This window comes from Brevundimonas lutea (assembly GCF_003704105.1).
Taxonomy (GTDB): Bacteria; Pseudomonadota; Alphaproteobacteria; order Caulobacterales; family Caulobacteraceae; genus Brevundimonas; species Brevundimonas lutea.
Window position 1 is genome coordinate 350,747 of record NZ_QUOQ01000004.1, and the last position, 21,203, is coordinate 371,949.

Genomic DNA, 21,203 nt, shown 5'->3' on the forward strand with positions numbered 1-21,203 from the left:
ATTTCCACTTGACCAGATGTAACCCATAGGTGATATGTCACCTCAGGGTTACAGGGAGCATTCCGATGGATGACAAGGCCTCCAGAAAGACGGGCAAGTCCGTCATCTTCAACCGCAAGCTGGCGCTGATCATCGTCGCGGCGATGGCGGGCGTGGCGTCTGCGATGATCGCCCTGTTCCTGACCAGCGAGGACCGGACGAGCGGACTCACCGCCGTCGCGCCCCTGGTGGCCCTGGCCGCCCTGCTGGCCGGGGCCGCCATCTTCGTCTTCGCGCTCAGCATGGGCGCGGCGCGCGAGATGGCCTCACCCGATCCGAAGACGCCCTACGGTGACCGCTTGCAGCGCGAGCGTCGGGGGCGTCTGTTCGCCCTGCCGCTGTCGGCCTTCATCCTGGGAATACTCGGCACGATCGCCGTGATGGACGCGGTCTATTTCGGTGAAGCGACCGACTTCAACTGGTGGATTCGGGCGGGCATGATCCTGGTCGTGGCGATCACCGCCCCCCTGACCCTGGCCGGATCCTGGCATGAACGGCGGACGCCCAAGCTTCGCCGCTACCTCAACGACGAGCTGAGCGTCGCCATGCGCGGCAAGGCCTGGGGTGTGGGCTACGGCGTGCTGATGGGCGGCGCCTGCCTGCTCTACGCGATCGCCCTGTTCGATCCGCGTCTGGCCATGGTGCTGGCGCCCATGACCCTGGCCATCGGATCGGTGGCGCCGGGCCTGTGGTTCGCCATTCTGGACCGCCGGGCCGATCTGGATGAGTGAGCGACGGCTGGAGCCCCGGCTGCGCGAGGCGAGGGTGGCGATGGGCCTGACCCAGGCCGAGCTGGCGGAGAAGGCGCGGGTGTCGCGCAAGACCATCAACACCGTCGAGAACGGCGTCTTCACCCCCTCGACCACCCTGGCCCTGGTGCTGAGCCGGGTTCTGGGCCAGCCGGTGGAGGCGCTGTTCCACCTGCTGGACGATGACGATCTGCCGCCCCGCGCGGGCGGTTAGCGGTCTGCTTCGACCCACGCCTGCAGCAACAGGTGAGCGATGGCCACCGGGGTCGGCGGACGGATCGAGGCATGGCGATCCGCCAGAACCTCGCGCGCTTCCTCTCGCGTCAGCCAGGCCACGGCCTCCAGCTCGGTCTGGTCCGGACGGGCGTCGTCATCCGACACCTCGGCCATCAAGCCGATCATCAGTTGCGACGGAAACGGCCAGGGCTGGCTGGCGTGATAGCGGACGGCGGTTACGGTCAGGCCGGCCTCCTCCGCGACCTCGCGGGCGCAGGCCTCCTCCAGACTCTCGCCGGGCTCGACGAACCCGGCCAGGGCCGACATGCGACCCGTCGGCCAGGACGCCTGACGCCCCAGCAGGCAGCGCTCGGCCCCATCCTCGCCCGTGTGCAGCACCAGCATGATCACCACCGGGTCGACCCGCGGAAAATGCTCGGTCTCGCAGGCGGCGCAGACGCGCTTCCACCCCCCGCAGGCGTCGTGGGTGCGCTGGCCGCAGGCGGCGCAGAAGCCGTGACGCCGGCGCCAGTCGAACAGGCTCTTGGCCGCGCCCGCCATGGCCGCTTCTGGTTCGGGCAACAGACCGGCGGCGGCGCGCATCTCGACAAACCGGCCCAGGCCGCGCACGGGACCTTCGGACGGATCGTCGGCGCCCTCGATCTCCACCGCGAACACCGGCGCCTCGCCCTCCTGACCCAGGAACGCCGACCGGTCAGGCGCGAGGTCGAAAGCGTGGTCAAGCGACAGCCAGACCAGCTGGTCGTCGTCCTCTCGGACCAGCGGCCGGCCTTCCCACAGCAGCAGGGCACGCCCCGAAGCCTCGGCCCGGCATTCCGCCAGCCAGTCGGGATCGTTGCGAAGATCACCCGCGCGATCCAGCGGATTGCCGGCGAAACGGGTCACGGGCCAGGAAACGGACCGGTTGACGGCGGGCGGTCGGCGGGCGGACATGGCCGCCGTCTTAGACCCGCGCCGGGAGCGCCGCCATGTCCGACAGCGATGAGATCGTCCTCTACACCAACCCCATGTCGCGCGGCCGCATCGCCCGCATCATGCTGGAGGAGGTCGGCCGGCCGTATCGCGCCGAGATCCTCGACTACGGCACAACCATGAAGGCGCCCGAGTATCTGGCCGTCAATCCGATGGGCAAGGTGCCGGCCATCACCCATCGCGGCCAGACGATCACCGAGGCGGCGGCCGTCTGCGCCTATCTAGCCGACGCCTTCCCCGAGGCGGGTCTCGCACCCGCGACGTCGAGCCCCCTGCGTGGACCCTATTATCGCTGGCTGTTCTTCGCGGCCGGGCCGCTGGAGGCTGCGGTGACGGCAAGGTCGCTGGGTACCCTGCCGCCGCCCGAAAAGGCCGCCATGGTCGGTTACGGCAGCTATGACGCCGTGGTCGACGGATTGGAGCACGCCCTGAAGCCCGGCCCCTGGATCCTGGGCGACCGGTTCAGCGCGGCAGACGTCTATGTCGGCGCCCAGATCAGCTGGGGCTTGATGTTCAAGTCACTGCCCGACCGTCCGGCCTTCGTCGATTACGCCCAGCGGCTGGAGGCGCGTCCGGCCTGGACGCGGGCCGCCGAGAAAGACGACGCGCTCATGCCGAAGGAGGGTTGAGCGCCCAGCGACCCACGGTCGCATTACAGCCCGGTAACTTTCCGCGGGCGGGGACGATGGATAGGGTCGCGCCCTTCTCAGACCTATGTCAGGCGCTCTTGATGATCCGCACGCTCGTTTCGGCCTCCGCCCTGGTCGCCGCCCTCAGCCTTTCGGGAGCCGCCATGGCCCAGGACGCCGCCGCCTCTTCCACCGCCGCCCCGACCACGGCGGCGCCGGCGTCCGACCCGTATCTGTGGCTGGAGGAGATCGAAGGCGAGCGGGCCATGGAGTGGGTCGAGGGCCAGAACGATCGCTCGCTCGGCGTGCTGCAGGGCGATCCGCGCTATCAGGGGCTCTATGATCAGGCGCTGGCCCTGGTCGAGGCTCAGGACCGCATTCCAATGCCGGGCCTGGTGCGCACCTCGGCCGGCGAGGTGATCGACAACTTCTGGCAGGACGCCGAGCATGTGCGCGGCATCTGGCGCACGACCTCGGTCGACAGCTATCTGACCGACGATCCCCAGTGGGAGACCATCCTGGACATCGACGCCCTGGCCGAGGCCGAGGGCAAGAACTGGGTCTACAAGGGCGCGTCCTGCCTGGCGCCGGACAATCGGCGCTGCCTGGTGTTTCTGTCGGATGGCGGCAAGGACGCCGTAGTCACGCGCGAGTTCGATCGCGACACGCGCCAGTTTGTCGAGAACGGTTTCAATCTGCCGGAATCCAAGGGCGGGGCGACCTGGGTCGACGAGAACACCCTGCTGATCTCCCAGGACTTCGGGCCCGACACCCTGACCGACAGCGGCTATCCGCTGACGGTGCGCCGCCTGATGCGTGGCCAGGCCCCGAGCGAGGCCGTCGAGCTGTTCCGCGGCGAGAAGGCCGACGTGGCCTCCAGCGCCTACACCCTGCGCGACGCCGACGGCGTGCTGCAGGCGGTGCTGATCGACCGGTCGGTCGGCTTCTACGACGCCGAGACCCATCTGCTGGAGGGCGACGTGACCCGACAGTTGCCGCTGCCCTCCAAGGTGCAGATCGAGGCGCTGCTGGACGACCAACTGGTGTTCACCACCAATGAGGACTGGACCGCGCCGAACGGCCAGGCGTTCGCCACCGGCGATCTGATCGCCTGGAACCTGGAGGGGCTGAAGACTGCGCCCGACACCACCCCGCTGGAGCTGATCCTGCGGCCGGGCGAGCGCGAGGCGATCGAGAGCGTCTCGGCCACCCGTAATCGCCTCGTCGTGGCCATGACCGAAAACGTGCGCGGCGGCGTCTACAGCTACAGCCGCGGCGACGACGGGGCCTGGACGCGCCAGCGACTGGCCCTGCCCGAGAACGTCACCGTCGGCATCGGCTCGGCCAGCGACCTGGACGATCGGGTGTTTGTCACCGCCGCCAACTATCTGACCCCCTCGACCCTCTATCTGGCCGACGCGGCGTCGCTGGACCTCGCCGAGGCCAAGAGCCTGCCCGAGAAGTTCGACGCCGAGGGTCTGACCATCCAGCAGTTCGAGGCGGCGTCGAAGGACGGCACGCGCATCCCCTATTTCGTGGTCCACCGCGAGGCCATGCCGATGGACGGATCCAGCCCCACGCTGCTGTACGGCTATGGCGGCTTCCAGTCGTCGCTGCTGCCCGGCTATTCGGCCACGGTCGGCAAGCTGTGGCTGGAGCGGGGCGGCGTCTATGTGGTGGCCAATACGCGCGGCGGCGGCGAGTTCGGCCCGCGCTGGCACCAGGCGGCGCTGCAGGAGAACCGCCAGCGGGCGCACGAGGACTTCCAGGCCGTGGCCGAGGATGTCATCCGCCGCGGCGTCACCAGCCAGCCGCACCTGGGGATCATGGGCGGCTCGCAGGGCGGGCTGTTCATGGGCGCGATGCTGACCCAGCGGCCGGACCTGATCAACGCGGCCGTTATCCAGGTGCCGCTGTTCGACATGCTGCGCTTCCACAAGCTGCTGGCCGGGGCCAGCTGGATCGCCGAATATGGCAACCCGGACATCCCCGAGGAGCGCGCCTGGATCGAGGAGTACTCCCCCTATCAGCGGCTGAGCGCCGAGGCGGACTATCCCGAAGTCTTCATCCACACCTCGACCAAGGACGACCGGGTCCACCCCGGCCACGCCCGAAAGGCGGCCGCCCGCATGATCGAACAGGGCCACGAGGTGCTGTTCTATGAGAACACCGACGGCGGCCACGCGGCCGGCGCCAACCTGCGCGAGACGGCGCGGCGCCTGGCGCTGGAGTACACCTATCTGACCCGCCGGCTGATGGACGAGCCGGCCCAGGACTAGACCCTTCCCTCCCCCGCGCCAGCGGGGGAGGGGGACCGCGTAGCGGTGGAGGGGGCCAGCCCCACACATCAGCCCTCGTGGTTCGCCCCCTCCACCATGCTTCGCATGGTCCCCCTCCCCCGACGCTTCGCGTCATGGGAGGATCGAAAGACACGGAGTGACCCATGCGCCTGTTGATGACCGCCACCGCCCTCGCCGCCCTGGCCCTGCCCGCCATGGCCCAGGATCGCCCGCCGCATTTCCCGGCCGACCTGACACCCGAGGCCGTCGCGGCGGCGGACGACCATTTGGCCCTGGAGGAGGTGGACGGGGCGGAGGCCATGGCCTTTGTGCGGGCGTCGAACGAAAGGTCGCTCGGCGTGCTTGAAGGCGATCCCCGCTATGAGGAACTGAGGGCGGAGGCCGAGGCGATCCTGACGGCGTCGGACCGCCTTCCCTATCCGGTCTTCCTGGGCGAGGGCCTGGGCAACTTCTGGCAGGACGCGACCAATCCCAAGGGCCTGTGGCGACGCACGACGCTGGAGTCCTATCGTGGCGGCGACGCCGAGTGGGAGACCTTGATCGACGTGGACGCCCTGGCGCGCGAGGAAGGCCGCGACTGGGTGTGGAAGGGTGCGCAGTGCCTGGCGCCTGACGAGACCCGCTGCCTGGTCAATCTGTCGGACGGCGGCAAGGACGCGGTGGTGGTGCGCGAGTTTGACACCGCGACCAAGACCTGGGTCGAGGGCGGCTTCAACCTGCCCGAGGGCAAGCACCGGCTCAGCTGGCTAGATCAGGACACCCTGCTGGTGGCCACCGACTTTGGCCCGGAAAACGGTCAAAGCACCCTGACCGAGAGCGGCTACCCCTACATCATCAAGTCGCTGGCGCGCGGCCAGACGCTGGACCAGGCGACCGAGGTTTATCGCGGCGAACAGGGCGACGGCGGCTATGGCGTCAGCGCCTCGGTCTATCGCGACGCCGAGGGCGCGGTGGAGGCGGTGCTGTTCCGCCGTCCGCTCGACACCTTCAGCGCCGAGACCTGGCAGTGGGTGGACGGCGAGGCTGTCGAGCTGAACCTGCCCGAGCGGGTCGGCATCCACGGAACGCTGGGTCGCCAGCTGGTGCTGTCGCCGGATGAAGACTGGACCATCGGCGGCCAGACGATCTCGGGCGGGACCTTGGTGGCCGCCGATTTCGAAATGCTGCGTCAGGCCGAGCCTGTCATGACCAACACCAGCCTGACCACCATTTTCCGGCCCGGCGAGCGCCAGTCGCTTCAGGGCGTTTCGGTGATGCGCGATCACGTGCTGGCGGTGGTGTCGGACAATGTCGTGGGCACGCTGAAGCGCTTTCAGTTCGTTACCGGCGATACCCGCCATGGCGAATGGCGCGCCACGGACCTGCAGGTTCCCGAAAACTCCGCCGTCAGCCTGGGCGACAGCTCCAAGAAGTCCGGCCGCGCGTTTGTTTCGGCCCAAGGCTTCCTGACCCCGCCGACGCTGGGTCTGCTGGAGCAGACGGCGACCGCGCCCGAGACGCTGCGTGCGGCGCCGGCCAAGTTCGACGCCTCGACCCATGTGGTGGAGCAGTTCGAGGCGACCTCCACCGACGGGACCAAGATTCCCTATTTCGTGGTCATGCCGCGCGACCTGGCGATGGACGGAACCGCGCCGACCATCCTGTTCGGTTACGGCGGCTTCCAAGTCAGCTTCCCGCCCGCCTACAAGCCCGAGATGGGCAAGCTGTGGCTGGAGAATGGCGGCGTCTTCGTCCAGGCCAATATCCGGGGCGGCGGCGAGTTCGGCCCCGAATGGCATCAGGCGGCGCTGAACGAGAACCGCCAGCGCGCCTTCGATGACTTCGCGGCGGTCGGCAAGGACCTGATCGCGCGCAAGATCACCTCGCCCGATCACCTCGGCATCTACGGCCGATCGAACGGCGGGGTGCTGACCTCGGTGTCGATCACCCAGAACCCGGACCTGTTCGACGCGGCCGTGATCGAGAGCCCGCTGGTCGACATGCTGCGCTATCACGAGCTGCCGGCAGGCGCGTCGTGGATCGGCGAGTACGGCGACCCGCGCATCCCCGAGGAAGCCGCCTGGATCGCGGAGTATTCCGCCTATCAGCAGCTGCGCCCGAACGCCGACTATCCGCGCGTCTACATCACCACCAACACCCGCGATGACCGGGTGCATCCGGGCCATGCGAGGAAGTTCGCGGCCCGTCTGGGCGAGATGGGCTACGACCACCTGTATTTCGAGGACACGGCCGGCGGCCACTCCAACGACGCCGATCCCATCGCCAACGCCCGCCGCTGGGCCCGGCACTATGTCTATCTGATGCAGCAGCTGATGGACTGATCAATGTTTTTCCTCCCCCGATGCGAAGCCTCGGGGGAGGGGGACCGCGTAGCGGTGGAGGGGGCGAGACGCGAGCGCCGGCGCGCAATCTCGCCCCCTCCACCATGCTGCGCATGGTCCCCCTCCCCCGCTTCGCGGGTGAGGAATAGTTGGGGAGGTGACGGCCGCTCCCAGCCCTGCCACAAGGCGGCGGTCGTCACAGTCTGTCGGGGTTTTCTGATGCGTCTCGCCCTTCTCGCCGCCGTCGCCGGCATGGCCCTGGCCCTGCCGGCCGCCGCTCAGGACCTGCTGGTACGGGGTGGGACGATCCACACCGGCGTGGAAAACGCTCCAATCGCCGAGGCGGTGTTGGTGCGGGACGGACGGATCGTCTTCGTCGGCGCCGTCGCCGATCTGCCGGACGCGCCCGGGGTGGAGACCATCGATCTGGGCACGGCGGTGATGTTCCCCGGCTTCACCGACGGCCACGCCCATCTGGACGGCATTGGCCAGCGCGAACTGACCCTGAATCTGGAGGGCTCGGCCTCGATCGTGGAGGCCATGAGCCGGCTGAGCGCCTGGGCCGAGAGCCATCCCGATGGGCCCATCGTCGGGCGCGGCTGGATCGAGACCCACTGGCCCGAAGATCGCTTTCTGACCCGGCAGGATCTGGATGCGGCGGCGCCCGGGCGCGTCGTGCTGCTGGGCCGGGCCGACGGCCACGCCGTGGTCGCCTCGACGCCCGCGCTGGAAGCGGCCGGGATCACGCGCGACACTCAGGCCCCGACCGGTGGCGACATCCTGAAGGACGACCAGGGCGAACCCAACGGCATGCTGATCGACGCGGCGGAACAGCTGGTCGCCGCTTTGATGCCCGAACGCGACGAGGCTGCGCGCCGGGCCGCCTATCGCGAAGGTTTTGCGTTCGAGGCGCGGCACGGCTGGACCGGCCTGCATTTCATGAGCGCGCCCTGGGCCGACATTCCGCTGCTGGAACAGATGGCCGAGGCCGGCGAAGCGCCGATCCGGGTCTACAACTCTGTGACGCCGGACGGGGCCGAGGCTTTGATCGCCTCGGGACCGCGCCAGGCTGCCGACGGCCGCGTCATCACCCGCGCCATCAAGATGTACGCCGACGGGGCGCTGGGCTCACGCGGCGCGGCCCTGTTCGAACCCTATTCGGACGCGCCCGAGACCACCGGCCTGATGCAGATGACACGCGAGCAGGCCCTGCCGGTCTATGAGGCGGCGCTGCGCGGCGGCATCCAGATCGCCACCCACGCCATCGGCGACCGGGGCAACGCCGAGGTCTCGGACTGGTACGCCGAGGCCATGCAGGCGGTGCCGCAGGGCGACTGGGCGGACGGCCGCGACGTTCGCTGGCGCATCGAACACGCCCAGATCCTGAAGCCCGAGCACTATGGCCGGTTCTCGGATTTGCCGATCATCGCCTCCATGCAGCCCAGCCATGCCATCGGCGACCTGCATTTCGCCGCCGACCGCCTGGGCGACGCGCGGTTGGACGGCGCCTATGCCTGGAAAAGCCTGGTTGACCGCGACGTGATCGTGGTCGGCGGCTCGGACGCGCCGGTGGAACGAGGCGATCCCCTGATCGAGTTCTACGCCGCCGTGGCGCGTCGTGACCTGAACGGCTTTCAGGGTCCGGACTGGCGGCCGCAGGAGGCGGTGTCGCGCGACACGGCGCTGAAGATGTTCACCCTTTGGCCGGCCTACGCCAGCTTCCGCGAGGACGAGCTGGGCACCATCGAAGTGGGCAAGCGGGCCGACTTCTCGGTGTTCGACCGCGACCTGATGACCGTGCCGGAGGCGGACATCCCGACGGCCGTGCCTGTCATGACGGTGGTCGATGGCGAGGTCGTGTGGCGCGCCGAGGGTTCCTGAGCAACCCTCCGTCCGCGGCGTGGTTATAGAGTCTCCCAATACCCTCCAAGGAGACACCCCATGATCGTCAAGAAGGGCGCCGTGATCGCCGTGGCCGACGGCGAAAAGCTGGTTCTGTTCAAGAACAGCGGCGAGGCCAATGAGCCGCGCCTGACCGCAATGGCGACGCCCGAAGTCGATATGGAGAACATGAGCTCCGGCGTGCGACGCATCTCCAAGGCCGCCAATCCCGACGACCAGACCCAGAACGAGGACGCCTTCGCCGCGGGCGCGGCCGAGCTGCTGAACAAGCAGGTGCTGCGCAACAAGATCGACGAGCTGATCGTCATCGCCGCGCCCAAGACGCTGGGTGAGCTGCGCCGGCATTTCCACAAGGAAACCCAAGCGCGGATCAAGGGTGAGCTCGCCAAGGATCTGACCGGCCACTCGACCGGCCAGATCGAAAAGGCTCTGGCCGCCGCCTGACACGAACGGCCCGTTAACCCTCCGGCGCGCAGCCTCGTCTCTCGCGGATTGCGCGCCGGTTCGGGAGGACCGACAGATGGCGACAACGGCCACATCCAGCTGGCGCCGGACCAGCGACCACTTCGAGCCCCACGACATCACGCCCGAAGAGCAGCGCCGTATCCGCGGCGCGCTGGAGGCGATGGACTACACCGCCTACGCCTGCAATCGCGAGGTCATGGCCGCCCATGTCGGCAAGGTGGACGCCGCCCGCGTGCAGCGCCTGGCCGTCGCCACCGCCCAGGCTCGGGCCCGCTGGGTGGCCGAAACCCTGAAGATGTCGGACGCCGGGACAGTCGGCGCCGAGCAGGCCCAAAGGCTGTCGACCCTGCGCCGCACCTATGAAGAACTGAGCGAGGGCTATGACGCCCTGCGCCGCCTGATCGAGCGCGGCTACGTCGCCTTCACTCCGGCCGGCTGATCGGCCTCTCGCCAGCGCGGCCCGGCCGCTCTACATAGCGCGGCATGGCCAAGGCTTCGCTTCTCAAGACCGCGCTGATCTACGATTTCGACGGCACCCTCGCGCGCGGCAACATGCAGGAGGTGACCTTCATCCCCTCGGTGGGCATGGGGATCGGCGACTTCTGGGGCGAGGCCGACCGGCTGACGCGACAGGCCGACGGCGACAACATCCTGATGTACATGCAGCTGATGCTGCATCGGGCGCGCGAAAACGGCACGCCGATCACCAAAAAGGACCTGCGCGAACACGGCCAGGACGTGAAGCTGTTCGACGGGCTGAAGTCGGACCTGACCGGCAGGGGCTGGTTCGAACGGATGGACGCCTTCGGCGCCCGCTACGGCCTGGAGATCGAGCACTATATCGTCTCGGCCGGTCTGGAGGAGATGATCGACGGCTGTCCGATCCGCGACGCCTTCCGCCACGTCTTTGCGTCCAAGTTCGTCTACGACGAGGCCGGGACCGCCATCTGGCCGGCGGTGGGGGTCAACTACACCACCAAGACCCAGTATCTTTTCCGCATCAACAAGGGGGTGCTGAACCACTGGGAGCACGACAAGATCAATCGGTTCATCCCCGACGAAGACCGACCGGTGCCGTTCGAGCGGATGATCTTCCTGGGCGACGGCGACACCGACGTGCCGACCATGAAGATGATGCACACCAAGGGCGGCTTCTCCATCGCCGTCTACGATCCGCGCAACTCCGAGCGCGACCAGCAGAAGATCTATGGCCTGATCTCCGAGGACCGGGTCAATTTCGTCGCCGCCGCCGACTATCGCGAAGGCTCGCCGCTGGACCTGATCGTCAAGGGTCTGATAGGCCGCATCGCCGTCAACGAGGGCCGCATGCCGGCCGACAGTTGAGAAACGCTATCGCTTTTCTCCCCAGCACGAGGGCCCTATCCTTGGCGACCATGGACCGGATCGAGAAACTCTGCGCCGAGCGCGGTATGCGCATGACCGAGCAGCGACGCGTCATCGCGCGCGTGCTGTCCGAGGCCGAGGACCACCCCGACGTCGAGGAGCTGTACCGGCGCGCCTCATCGATCGACCCGCACATCTCGATCGCCACCGTCTATCGCACCGTGCGGCTGTTCGAAGAGGCGGGCGTCGTCGAGAAACACGACTTCGGCGACGGGCGCAGCCGCTATGAAGAGGCCGGCGACGATCACCACGACCACCTGATCGACACCAAGTCGGGCGAGGTCATTGAATTCTTCGACGCCGAGATCGAGAAGCTGAAGACCGAGATCGCCGAGCGGCTGGGCTTCAAGCTGATCGGCCACAAGCTGGAGCTCTACGGCACGCCGCTGGAAAATCCCGAGCCGGGCCGTCGCGAAGGGCTGGTCTATCATCGGCACGCGGCGCGCGTGGACCCCGACAAGATCTGACAGCCGGCTCGACCCGCGCGCCGAATTTTTCCCTGCATCCCAAAGGCCTTGGCCGGCGTTGAGCGCCACGGTGCAGGACTGACGACATGACATTGCAACAGGGGCTGGCCTTCGGGCTGATCGCCCTGACGATCGCAGCCTTCATCTGGGGGCGGTTCCGCTATGACCTGGTGGCGTTGGCGGCCCTGGTGGCCGGCCTGGCCGTGGGCGTCATTCCGGCGGAGGCCGCGTTCGACGGCTTCAAGAGCGACGTCACCGTCATCATCGCCGCCGCCCTGATCGTCTCGGCCGCCTTCGCGCGCTCCGGCGTGATCGAGCTGGCGCTGAGGCGGGTCCTGCCATTGCTCAAGACGGAACGAAGTCAGACGCCGGCCCTGACCGTGTTCGTCACCCTGCTTTCGATGGTGACCAAGAACGTCGGGGCCCTGGCCATCATGCTGCCGGTGGCCCTGCAGCTGGCGCGGCGCACCGGTTCGGCGCCGTCGCGGCTGCTGATGCCGATGGCGTTCGGGGCCATGGCGGGCGGTATGGTCACCCTGGTCGGCACCGCCCCCAACATCATCGTCGCCGACGTGCGCCGCGAGATCGTCGGCGAGCCGTTCGGCATGTTCGACTATTCCGCCGTGGGCCTGGGGCTGACCGCCCTGGCGCTGGTGTTCCTCGCTTTCGGCTACCGCCTGTTGCCGCGTGATCGCCAGGGCGCGACCAGCCTGGATTCGGCCCTGGCCAGCAGCGCCTACGCCACCGAGGTCAGCGCGCCCAAGGACTGGCCCCCCGGGTCCATGACCGTCGCGGCCCTGGATGAGAGCGGCGGCGGCGAGGTGACGATCCTGGCCCGGCTGCGCGGCGGCAAGAAGACCACCGACCCGCACGGCAATACCCGGGTCAAGGCCGGCGACGTGTTGCTGGTCGAGGGCGAGCAACAGGCGCTGGAGGCCTTCGTCAGCCGCGCCCAGCTTAAACTGGTCCGCTCCGAAAACCCCGTGAACGGCGAGGACGCCCGCGACGAGGTGTCGGTGGTCGAGGCGGTGATCGGCCGCCGATCGGGCCTGGCCGGCCAGACCGCGCGTCAGTCGGAGCTCTATTCGCAGCACCAGATCAATCTGCTGGGGGTCAGCCGCAGCGGCTACACCCTGACCCGGCCGCTGCGCTCCACCCGGCTGGCCACGGGCGACATCATCCTGCTGCAGGGCGCGTCCAAGCGGCTGCCGGACGCGCTGAAGGCACTGGACCTGTTGCCTCTGGCCGAGCGCGAGGTGCGGCTGGGGTCCGGACGCCGGCGGTTCCTGCCGGCGGTGATCCTGGCGGTGGCCATGACCCTGGTCGGCTTCGGCCTGGTCCCGGTCGCCGTGGCGTTTTTCGCCGCGGCGGTGATCATCGTGGCCCTGGGCGGCCTGACCATGCGCGAGGCCTACGGAGCGCTGGACGGTCCCCTGCTGGTGCTGATCGCGGCTCTGATCCCCGTGTCGGAAGCGATCCAGCGAACCGGCGGGGCGGACCTGATCGCCGGATGGCTGAGCGGGGTGTTCACCGGCCTGCCGGGGCTGGCCGCCATCGCCGGCGTGCTGTTCGCCGCCATGGTGGTGACGCCGTTCCTGAACAATGCCGCGACGGTGCTGATCCTCGCCCCCATCGGGGCCACCCTGGCGCGCCAGTTGGGCTATAACCCCGACCCGTTCCTGATGGCCGTGGCGGTCGGCGCGGCCTGCGATTTCCTCACGCCCATCGGCCATCAGTGCAACACCCTGGTCATGGGGCCGGGCGGCTATCGATTCGGCGACTACGCGCGTCTGGGGGCGCCGCTGAGCCTGCTGGTGCTGATCGTCGGTCCACCCCTGATCCTCGCTGTCTGGCCCCTAAGCTGATCGTCGCGCCGAACCGGGCCCGCACGGTTGCGGTGGGCGCCGACGGCCTCCTATAAGCCCCCCAACCTCCCCTCCTCGCAGATCACGGCGCGCCCCATGAACATCCACGAGTATCAGGCCAAGCAGCTTCTCAAGGGCTTCGGGGCGCCGGTCGCCGAGGGCGTGGCCATCACCTCGGCCGACGAGGCCGAGGCCGCCGCCAGGTCCCTGCCCGGCCCGCTCTATGTGGTGAAGTCCCAGATCCATGCCGGCGGACGCGGCAAGGGCAAGTTCAAGGAGCTGGGCGCCGAGGCCAAGGGCGGCGTCCGCCTGGCCAAATCGGTCGAGGACGTGGTCACCAACGCCCGCGAGATGCTGGGCAATACGCTGGTCACCGCCCAGACCGGCGACGCGGGCAAGCAGGTCAACCGCCTCTACATCGAGGACGGCGCCGACATCGACCGCGAGCTGTACTGCTCGCTGCTGGTCGACCGGGGCACGGGCCGGGTCAGCTATGTCGTCTCGACCGAGGGCGGCATGGACATCGAGGCGGTGGCCCACGACACGCCGGACCGCATCCAGACCATCGACATCGACCCCGAGGCCGGCGTCACCGAGGCCAACATCGCCGAGATCAATGCGGCGCTGAAGCTGGACGGCGCGGCCGCCGAGGACGGCGCCAAGCTGTTCCCCATCCTCTACAAGGCCTTCCTCGACACCGACATGTCGATGCTGGAGATCAATCCTCTGATCGTCATGGAGAACGGCCGCCTGCGCGTGCTGGACGCCAAGGTCAGCTTCGACGGCAACGCCCTGTTCCGGCACCCGGACATCAAGGAGCTGCGCGACGAGACCGAGGAAGACGCCAAGGAGATCGAGGCCTCGGAATGGGACCTCGCCTATGTCGCCCTGGACGGCAACATCGGCTGCATGGTCAACGGCGCCGGCCTGGCCATGGCGACGATGGACATCATCAAGCTATACGGCAAGGAACCGGCCAACTTCTGCGATGTCGGCGGCGGCGCCTCCAAGGAGAAGGTCGCGGCGGCCTTCAAGATCATCACCGCCGATCCCAACGTCCAGGGCATCCTGGTCAACATCTTCGGCGGTATCATGCGCTGTGACGTCATCGCCGAGGGCGTGGTCGCGGCGGTCAAGGAAGTTGGCCTGGAAGTGCCGCTGGTCGTGCGGCTCGAGGGCACCAACGTCGACGCCGGCAAGCGCATCCTGAACGAATCCGGCCTGGCCATCACCGCCGCCGACGACCTCGACGACGCGGCCCAGAAGATCGTCGCGGCGGTGGGGTGAGCCTCGGCTCGACCTGCCTACCGCACCGCTGACTGACATTTTCCAGAGACTGAACGCCCCATGTCCATCCTCGTCGACAAGAACACCAAGGTCATCGTCCAGGGCCTGACCGGCAAGACCGGCACCTTCCACACGGAACAGGCGCTGCGTTACTACGGCACCCAGATGGTCGCGGGCACGCACCCCAAGAAGGGCGGCGAGAACTGGCACGGGTCGGAGGGCGAGACCCTGCCGATCTACGCCTCGGTCGCCGAGGCGCGGGACGCCACCGGCGCGGACGCCAGCGTGATCTATGTGCCGCCGGCCGGCGCGGCCGACGCCATCATCGAGGCGATCGACGCCGAGGTGCCCTTCATTACCTGCATAACCGAGGGCATTCCGGTGCTGGACATGGTGCGGGTCAAGGCGCGGCTGGACCGGTCGAACTCGCGGCTGCTGGGCCCCAACTGCCCCGGCGTCCTGACCCCGGAAGAGTGCAAGATCGGCATCATGCCGGGCTCCATCTTCAAGAAGGGCAATGTCGGCATCGTTTCACGCTCGGGCACCCTGACCTATGAGGCGGTGTTCCAGACGACCAACGAGGGCCTGGGCCAGACCACGGCGGTCGGTATCGGCGGCGATCCGGTCAAGGGCACCGAATTCATCGACGTGCTGGAGCTGTTCCTGGCCGACGACGCGACCCAGTCGATCGTCATGATCGGCGAGATCGGCGGCGCCGCCGAGGAGGACGCCGCCCAGTTCCTGATCGACGAGGCCAAGAAGGGTCGCAAGAAGCCCGTGGTCGGCTTCATCGCCGGTCGCACCGCGCCCAAGGGCCGCACCATGGGCCACGCCGGCGCCGTGGTGTCGGGCGGCAAGGGCGACGCCGAATCCAAGATCGCGGCCATGGAAGAAGCGGGCATCCGCGTCTCCCCCTCGCCCGCGCGCCTGGGATCGACCCTGGTCGAGCTGCTGAAGGGCTGACGGCGGATCAGTCTTCGGCGAAGGCTTCGATGGGGGCCGAGGCGTTGAGACGGGCCAGGGCGCAGAAGTCTGCTTCGTCGCGCCGGGCCCAAGCCTCGCGCAGAAACTCGCCCTGGAACCAGCCATATTTGGCGGGATCGACGACAATCTCGCGGTAGTTCGCCTGCAGGAAGACGCGCGGGTCCTCGCCCTCGGGAACGGGGTCGGGCAAGGCGCCCATCACGCCGAGCCAGCCCTCCACCGTCGCCGCCAGATCCGGCGCGTCCTGGGGGCGCTCGGACCAGAAGGCGATGGCGATCCGGTTCGCCTCCACTTCGGATTCCCAGCGGTCGAGGGTGAAGAACCGCCGCGACAGGTGCTGTTGCCAGTGGCCCATTTCATGAGCCGTCCCCAAACGCTGGAAGATGGCTTCGAACACCGTCGGACCATCCGGCAGGTCCAGCGGCCCCGCCCAGGCCGCCAGCTGCGTCTTCAGTCCCGACGGCAGATCGTCATAGCGGCTGATCACCACCTTTCGCCCGGCGGTGGAATAGGAGATGAGGCTGGGGTGGGTTCTGATCTCGACGCCGGGGGAAAAGGCCGGCGTCAGACCACAGTCCCGATAGGATCGCTCGAAGCTTTCGGCGATCGCCTCGACCGACCTCTGAAGGGGGTCGGTGGACTGAGCAAAGGCTGCTGAGGCCCACAGGCTGGCCACCAGGCCAAGGGACGCGGTCCAGGATCGCATGCACGCCCTCCATCGCTGGAGCCGAAACTAGCATGATACGCACTCCCGGGAAACGCGGGTCGCTCCGATCGCATGGACTGAGCCGATCCTGGTGAGCTCCTCGCGCTTGATCGCGTTCATTCCTCATCGCAACCAACCCCGGCGGCGGAAAATCGCCTCTTCGCCCCCATTCCGCCATGACGTTCGGGCCGAACATGCCTATATCCGGGCCGTCGCCTGGGCCGGGCCGCGCGCGCGGGCGAAGGGATGAATGAGACACACATGGCTGACGACGCCGGCCGGCTGAATCAGGTCTTCGCCGAGACCTCCTTCCTCTATGGCGCCAACGCCGGCTTCATCGAGGAGCTGCACGCCAAATGGGCCGCTGATCCCAGCTCGGTCTCCGACGAGTGGCGCTCGTTCTTCGACCAGCTGCGCGACGGCGCCGATCAGGTCCGTCAGGCCGCCCAGGCCGGCGGCTGGGGCCGCGGCGTCGCCACCGAACCGACCGAGGAGACCGCCGCCTTCGACGGCCGCTGGCCCGCCCCCAAGCCAGACCCCAAGGCCAAGGGCGCGGCGCCCAAGAGCGGCGCCCCGACCGGCGCCACGGCCGAGGACATCAAGGCGGCGGCGCACGATTCCATCCGCGCCCTGATGCTGATCCGCGGCTGGCGGGTGCGCGGTCACCTGCAGGCCAGCCTGGACCCCCTGGGCATCGAACAGCCGGTTCAGAACCCTGAGCTGACCCCCGAGTTCTACGGCTTCACGGGCGCCGACCTCGATCGCCCCATCTACCTCGACGGCGTGTTGGGCCTGCAGACCGGGACCATCCGCGAAGTGATGGCGATCCTTAAGCGGACCTACGGCGGGCATATCGGCGTGCAGTACATGCACATCGCCGAGCCCGACGAGAAAGCCTGGCTGCAACAGCGGATCGAGGGGCCGGACAAGTTTCAGGAAAACGCCTTCACCAAGGAAGGCAAGCTGGCCATCCTGTCCAAGCTGATCGAGGCGGAGACCTTCGAACGGTTCCTGCACAAGCGCTTCCCGGGCACCAAGCGGTTCGGCCTGGACGGCGGTGAGGCCATGGTCCCCGCCCTGGAGCAGGTCATCAAGCGCGGCGGCGCCCTGGGCGTCGACGAGATCGTTCTGGGCATGGCCCACCGGGGTCGCCTGAACGTGCTGGCGGCGGTGATGGGCAAGCCCTATCGCGCCATCTTCCACGAGTTCCAGGGCGGCTCGACCGTGCCATCGGACATCGAGGGCTCGGGCGACGTCAAATATCACATGGGCGCCAGTTCGGACCGCGAGTTCGACGGCAACACCGTCCACCTCAGCCTGACGGCCAACCCGTCGCACCTCGAGATCGTCAACCCGGTGGTGCTGGGCAAGGCGCGGGCGAAACAGGCCTTCGACATTCGCGACGCGAACCAGGGCAAGGCCGAGGCGGAATGGGCGCTGGACCGCACCAAGGTGCTGCCCCTGCTGATCCACGGCGACGCGGCCTTCGCCGGCCAGGGCGTGGTGGCCGAGTGCTTCGCCCTGATGGGGCTGAAGGGCTACCGCACCGGCGGGACCATCCACTTCGTGGTCAACAATCAGATCGGCTTCACCACCTCGCCCCGGAACAGCCGGTCCAGCCCCTATCCGTCGGACGTGGCGCTGATGGTTCAGGCGCCGATCTTCCACGTCAACGGCGACGATCCCGAAGCGGTGGTGTTCGCCGCCAAGGTGGCCGCCGAATACCGCCAGAAGTTCAACAAGGACGTGGTGGTGGACATGTTCTGCTACCGCCGCTTCGGCCACAACGAGGGCGACGACCCGACCTTCACCCAGCCGGTGATGTACGCCAAGATCCGCGCCCTGCCCTCGACCCGCGAGATTTACGCCCAGCGTCTGATCGACGACGGCGTCATCGACCAGGCCGGCGTGGACGCCGAGGTGTCGAAATTCGAACAGTTCCTGGACGCCGAGTTCGACGCCGGGAAGGACTTCGAGGCCAAGAAGGCCGACTGGCTGGACGGTCAGTGGACCGGCATCGGCCTGGCCGACGGCGACGAGCGCCGGGGCGAGACCGGCATTCCGCTGGAAACGCTCAAGGGCTATGGCGCGCGTCTGACCACGCCGCCCAATTCTGTGGACGTGCACAAGACCCTGAAGCGGGTGCTGGACGGCCGCCGCGCCGCGATCGAGAGCGGCGAGAACCTGGACTGGGCCACGGCCGAAAGCCTGGCTTTCGCCGGTCTGCTGGACGAGGGCTTCCCGGTGCGTCTGTCCGGCCAGGACAGCCAGCGCGGCACCTTCAGCCAGCGCCATTCGGCCATCGTCGATCAGACCACAGAGGCGCGCTACGTGCCGCTGAACCATCTTCGCGACGGCCAGGCCCACTTTGAGGTGATCGATTCCTGCCTGTCCGAGGAGGCGGTGCTGGGGTTCGAGTACGGCTACGCCCTCAGCGACCCCAACACCCTGGTCATGTGGGAGGCGCAGTTCGGCGACTTCGTGAACGGCGCCCAGGTGGTGATCGACCAGTTCATCTCGTCCGGCGAACGCAAGTGGCTGCGCATGTGCGGCCTGACCATGCTGCTGCCCCACGGCTACGAGGGCCAGGGGCCGGAGCACTCCTCGGCCCGACTGGAGCGGTTCCTGCAGGCCTGCGCCGAGGACAATATGCAGGTCGCCAACTGCACGACGCCGGCCAACTATTTCCACATCCTGCGCCGCCAGATGCACCGGCCGTTCAGGAAGCCGCTGATCCTGATGACGCCCAAGTCGCTGCTGCGTCACAAGAAGGCGGTGTCGTCCCTGGCCGATCTGGCCGAGGGCTCGACCTTCCACCGCGTGCTGCACGACGACGCCCAGACCCGGCCCGAGATGGCCGGCGTGACGATCAAGGCGGACAAGGACATCCGCCGCGTCGTCCTGTGCTCGGGCAAGGTCTATTACGACCTGCTGGAGCGCCGGGAGAAGGACGCTCAGGCCGGCAAGCCGGTCGACGACGTCTATCTGATGCGGCTGGAGCAGTTCTATCCGTGGCCGATGAAGTCGCTGTTGACCGAACTGGCCCGCTTCCCCAAGGCAGAGCTGGTCTGGTGCCAGGAAGAGCCCAAGAACATGGGCGGCTGGACCTTCGTCGATCCGTGGCTGGAACTGACGCTGGAGAAGCTGGACATCAAGGCCAAGCGCGCCCGCTATGTCGGCCGTCCGGCCTCGGCCTCGACCGCCGCCGGCCAGATGAGCCGACACCTGAAAGAACTCGACGCCTTCCTAACCGACGCCTTCGCCTGATAAGCGAAGCCTGACGCGCCCACGCCCGACCAGAAAGACCCGGACCCGACCATGGCCGACATCCTGACCCCTACCCTCGGAGAATCGGTGACCGAGGCCACCATCGCCAAATGGTCCAAAAAGCCGGGCGATGCGGTGAAGAAGGACGAAATTCTGGTCGAGCTGGAGACAGACAAGGTCTCGCTGGAGGTCGCGTCGCCCGCCGACGGCGTGCTGGGAGAGATCAAGGCCGCCGAGGGCGACACCGTCACCCCCGGCGCCGTGCTGGGCAGCGTCACCGAAGGCGCGGCCGGCGCTGGCAAGACCGAGGCGCCGAAGACGGAGGCCAAGGCTGAGGCCAAGCCTGAATCACCCAAGGCCAACGCCCCGAAGGCCGATGCGCCGAAGAACCAGGCCGCGAGCGGCGGCGGTGACGCCATCTCCATCGCCGTGCCGACCATGGGCGAGAGCGTGGCCGAGGGCACGATCGGCACGTGGCTCAAGAAGGCCGGCGACGCGGTGAAGAAGGACGAGCTGCTGGTCGAGATCGAGACCGACAAGGTCGCGGTCGAGGTCGCCTCGCCCGCCGACGGCGTGCTGACCGAGATCGGCGCGCCCGACGGCGCCACGGTCAAACCGGGCCAGGTGATCGGCAAGGTGTCAGGCTCCGGCGCCGCCCCGGCCGCCTCCGCTCCCGAAGGCAAGTCGGCCAATGCGGGCTCGGCCCAGGTGAAGTCGTCCGACGACCCGCATCTGTCGCCAGCGGTGCAACGCGTGGTGACGGAGAACAATCTCGATCCCAAGGCCATTGAAGCCACCGGGCCCAAGGGCAACATCACCAAGGCAGACGCCGTGGCCGCCGCCTCGGCGCCCAAGGCGGCTCCGGCCCCCGCGCCTCAAGCGGCCGCCGCACCGCGCGAGACCGGTCCGCGGGAAGAGCGGGTCAAGATGACCCGCCTGCGCCAGACCATCGCCCGTCGCCTCAAGGAGAGCCAGAACTCGGCCGCCCAGCTGACCACCTTCAACGAGGTGGACATGTCGGCGGTCATGGCCCTGCGCAGCCAGTACAAGGACGCCTTCGAGAAGCGGCACGGCGTGAAGCTGGGCTTCATGAGCTTCTTCGTGAAGGCGGTGGTCAACGCGCTGCACGAAATCCCGGCCGTCAACGCCGAGATCGACGGCACGGACATCATCTACAAGAACCACTACGACATCGGCGTGGCCGTCGGCACCGAGAAGGGCCTTGTGGTGCCGGTGCTGCGCGACGCCGACCAGCTGTCGCTGGCGGCCATTGAAAAGGGCATCGGCGACCTGGGCCGCGCGGCCCGAGACGGCGACCTGACGCTGGATCAGCTGCAGGGCGGCACCTTCACCATCACCAACGGCGGCGTCTATGGCTCGCTGATGTCGACGCCGATCCTGAACATGCCGCAGTCGGGCATCCTGGGCATGCACAACATTGTCCAGCGCCCCGTCGCCATCGACGGCAAGGTCGAGATCCGGCCGATGATGTATCTGGCCCTCAGCTATGATCACCGCATCGTCGACGGCAAGGAGGCGGTGACCTTCCTGGTGCGGATCAAGGACGCACTGGAGGACCCGCAGCGCTTCCTGCTGGACCTCTAGGCCG

Annotated in this window: 17 protein-coding genes; 15 read left to right on the top strand and 2 right to left on the bottom strand. The window is 68.1% G+C overall.

Annotated elements, in window-relative coordinates; all coding sequences use genetic code 11:
- Nucleotides 1-65: 65 nt before the first annotated feature.
- Together EES48_RS09005 and EES48_RS09010 are read left to right on the top strand one after the other, a co-directional pair.
- Entirely contained in the window at nt 66-770 is a 705-nt protein-coding gene (locus tag EES48_RS09005) for a hypothetical protein (RefSeq protein WP_122466043.1), read from the top strand.
- Nucleotides 763-1,002, top strand: a complete 240-nt coding sequence (locus tag EES48_RS09010; RefSeq protein ID WP_122466044.1) for a helix-turn-helix transcriptional regulator — start codon at nt 763-765, stop codon at nt 1,000-1,002. The genes EES48_RS09005 and EES48_RS09010 overlap by 8 nt, the downstream gene beginning before the upstream one ends.
- Here EES48_RS09010 and nudC read toward each other — a convergent pair.
- Complete coding sequence (gene nudC, locus EES48_RS09015) at nt 999-1,958, bottom strand: NAD(+) diphosphatase (protein WP_122466045.1); 960 nt, start codon at nt 1,956-1,958, stop codon at nt 999-1,001. The genes EES48_RS09010 and nudC overlap by 4 nt on opposite strands.
- Before the next feature lie 35 nt (nt 1,959-1,993).
- Between nudC and EES48_RS09020 the strand changes: the two genes are divergently transcribed.
- From EES48_RS09020 to sucD, 11 genes are all read left to right on the top strand, one after another.
- Entirely contained in the window at nt 1,994-2,626 is a 633-nt protein-coding gene (locus EES48_RS09020; protein ID WP_122466046.1) for a glutathione S-transferase family protein, read from the top strand.
- 101 nt (nt 2,627-2,727) lie between these two features.
- Entirely contained in the window at nt 2,728-4,905 is a 2,178-nt protein-coding gene (locus EES48_RS09025; RefSeq protein WP_122466227.1) for a prolyl oligopeptidase family serine peptidase, read from the top strand.
- A gap of 164 nt (nt 4,906-5,069) precedes the next feature.
- Nucleotides 5,070-7,247, top strand: a complete 2,178-nt coding sequence (locus EES48_RS09030; RefSeq protein ID WP_122466047.1) for a prolyl oligopeptidase family serine peptidase — start codon at nt 5,070-5,072, stop codon at nt 7,245-7,247.
- Between the two features lie 219 nt (nt 7,248-7,466).
- Nucleotides 7,467-9,128, top strand: coding sequence for an amidohydrolase (locus EES48_RS09035; protein WP_122466048.1), 1,662 nt, complete (start codon nt 7,467-7,469; stop codon nt 9,126-9,128).
- Between the two features lie 60 nt (nt 9,129-9,188).
- Nucleotides 9,189-9,593, top strand: a complete 405-nt coding sequence (locus EES48_RS09040; protein ID WP_122466049.1) for a host attachment family protein — start codon at nt 9,189-9,191, stop codon at nt 9,591-9,593.
- Between the two features lie 76 nt (nt 9,594-9,669).
- Nucleotides 9,670-10,053: a hypothetical protein gene (locus EES48_RS09045; protein ID WP_122466050.1), complete on the top strand. Its 384-nt coding sequence runs from the start codon at nt 9,670-9,672 to the stop codon at nt 10,051-10,053.
- A 44-nt stretch (nt 10,054-10,097) separates the two neighbouring features.
- The gene (locus EES48_RS09050) at nt 10,098-10,958 is read left to right on the top strand and encodes an HAD family hydrolase (RefSeq protein ID WP_122466051.1); all 861 of its coding nucleotides are present in this window, start codon (nt 10,098-10,100) and stop codon (nt 10,956-10,958) included.
- 50 nt (nt 10,959-11,008) lie between these two features.
- Nucleotides 11,009-11,485 carry a Fur family transcriptional regulator gene (locus EES48_RS09055; RefSeq protein WP_122466052.1) on the top strand — a complete coding sequence of 159 codons (477 nt, stop codon included), beginning with the start codon at nt 11,009-11,011 and terminating at the stop codon, nt 11,483-11,485.
- Nucleotides 11,486-11,571: 86 nt separating this feature from the next.
- Nucleotides 11,572-13,350, top strand: coding sequence for an SLC13 family permease (locus EES48_RS09060; RefSeq protein ID WP_122466053.1), 1,779 nt, complete (start codon nt 11,572-11,574; stop codon nt 13,348-13,350).
- A 96-nt stretch (nt 13,351-13,446) separates the two neighbouring features.
- The gene (gene sucC, locus EES48_RS09065) at nt 13,447-14,637 is read left to right on the top strand and encodes an ADP-forming succinate--CoA ligase subunit beta (RefSeq protein WP_122466054.1); all 1,191 of its coding nucleotides are present in this window, start codon (nt 13,447-13,449) and stop codon (nt 14,635-14,637) included.
- A gap of 60 nt (nt 14,638-14,697) precedes the next feature.
- Nucleotides 14,698-15,600 (top strand): succinate--CoA ligase subunit alpha, encoded by a 903-nt coding sequence (gene sucD, locus EES48_RS09070; protein ID WP_122466055.1) that lies wholly within the window; start codon nt 14,698-14,700, stop codon nt 15,598-15,600.
- Nucleotides 15,601-15,607: 7 nt separating this feature from the next.
- Here the strand turns inward: sucD and EES48_RS09075 are convergent, their stop codons facing one another.
- On the bottom strand, nt 15,608-16,327 hold the full coding sequence (locus EES48_RS09075) for a hypothetical protein (RefSeq protein WP_122466056.1): 720 nt from the start codon (nt 16,325-16,327) through the stop codon (nt 15,608-15,610).
- Nucleotides 16,328-16,588: 261 nt separating this feature from the next.
- On the opposite strand from EES48_RS09075, the gene EES48_RS09080 reads away from it, so the two are divergent.
- Both EES48_RS09080 and odhB read left to right on the top strand, forming a co-directional pair.
- Nucleotides 16,589-19,594, top strand: a complete 3,006-nt coding sequence (locus tag EES48_RS09080; RefSeq protein WP_122466057.1) for a 2-oxoglutarate dehydrogenase E1 component — start codon at nt 16,589-16,591, stop codon at nt 19,592-19,594.
- A 51-nt stretch (nt 19,595-19,645) separates the two neighbouring features.
- The gene (gene odhB / locus EES48_RS09085; RefSeq protein ID WP_122466058.1) at nt 19,646-21,199 is read left to right on the top strand and encodes a 2-oxoglutarate dehydrogenase complex dihydrolipoyllysine-residue succinyltransferase; all 1,554 of its coding nucleotides are present in this window, start codon (nt 19,646-19,648) and stop codon (nt 21,197-21,199) included.
- Nucleotides 21,200-21,203 lie beyond the last annotated feature (4 nt).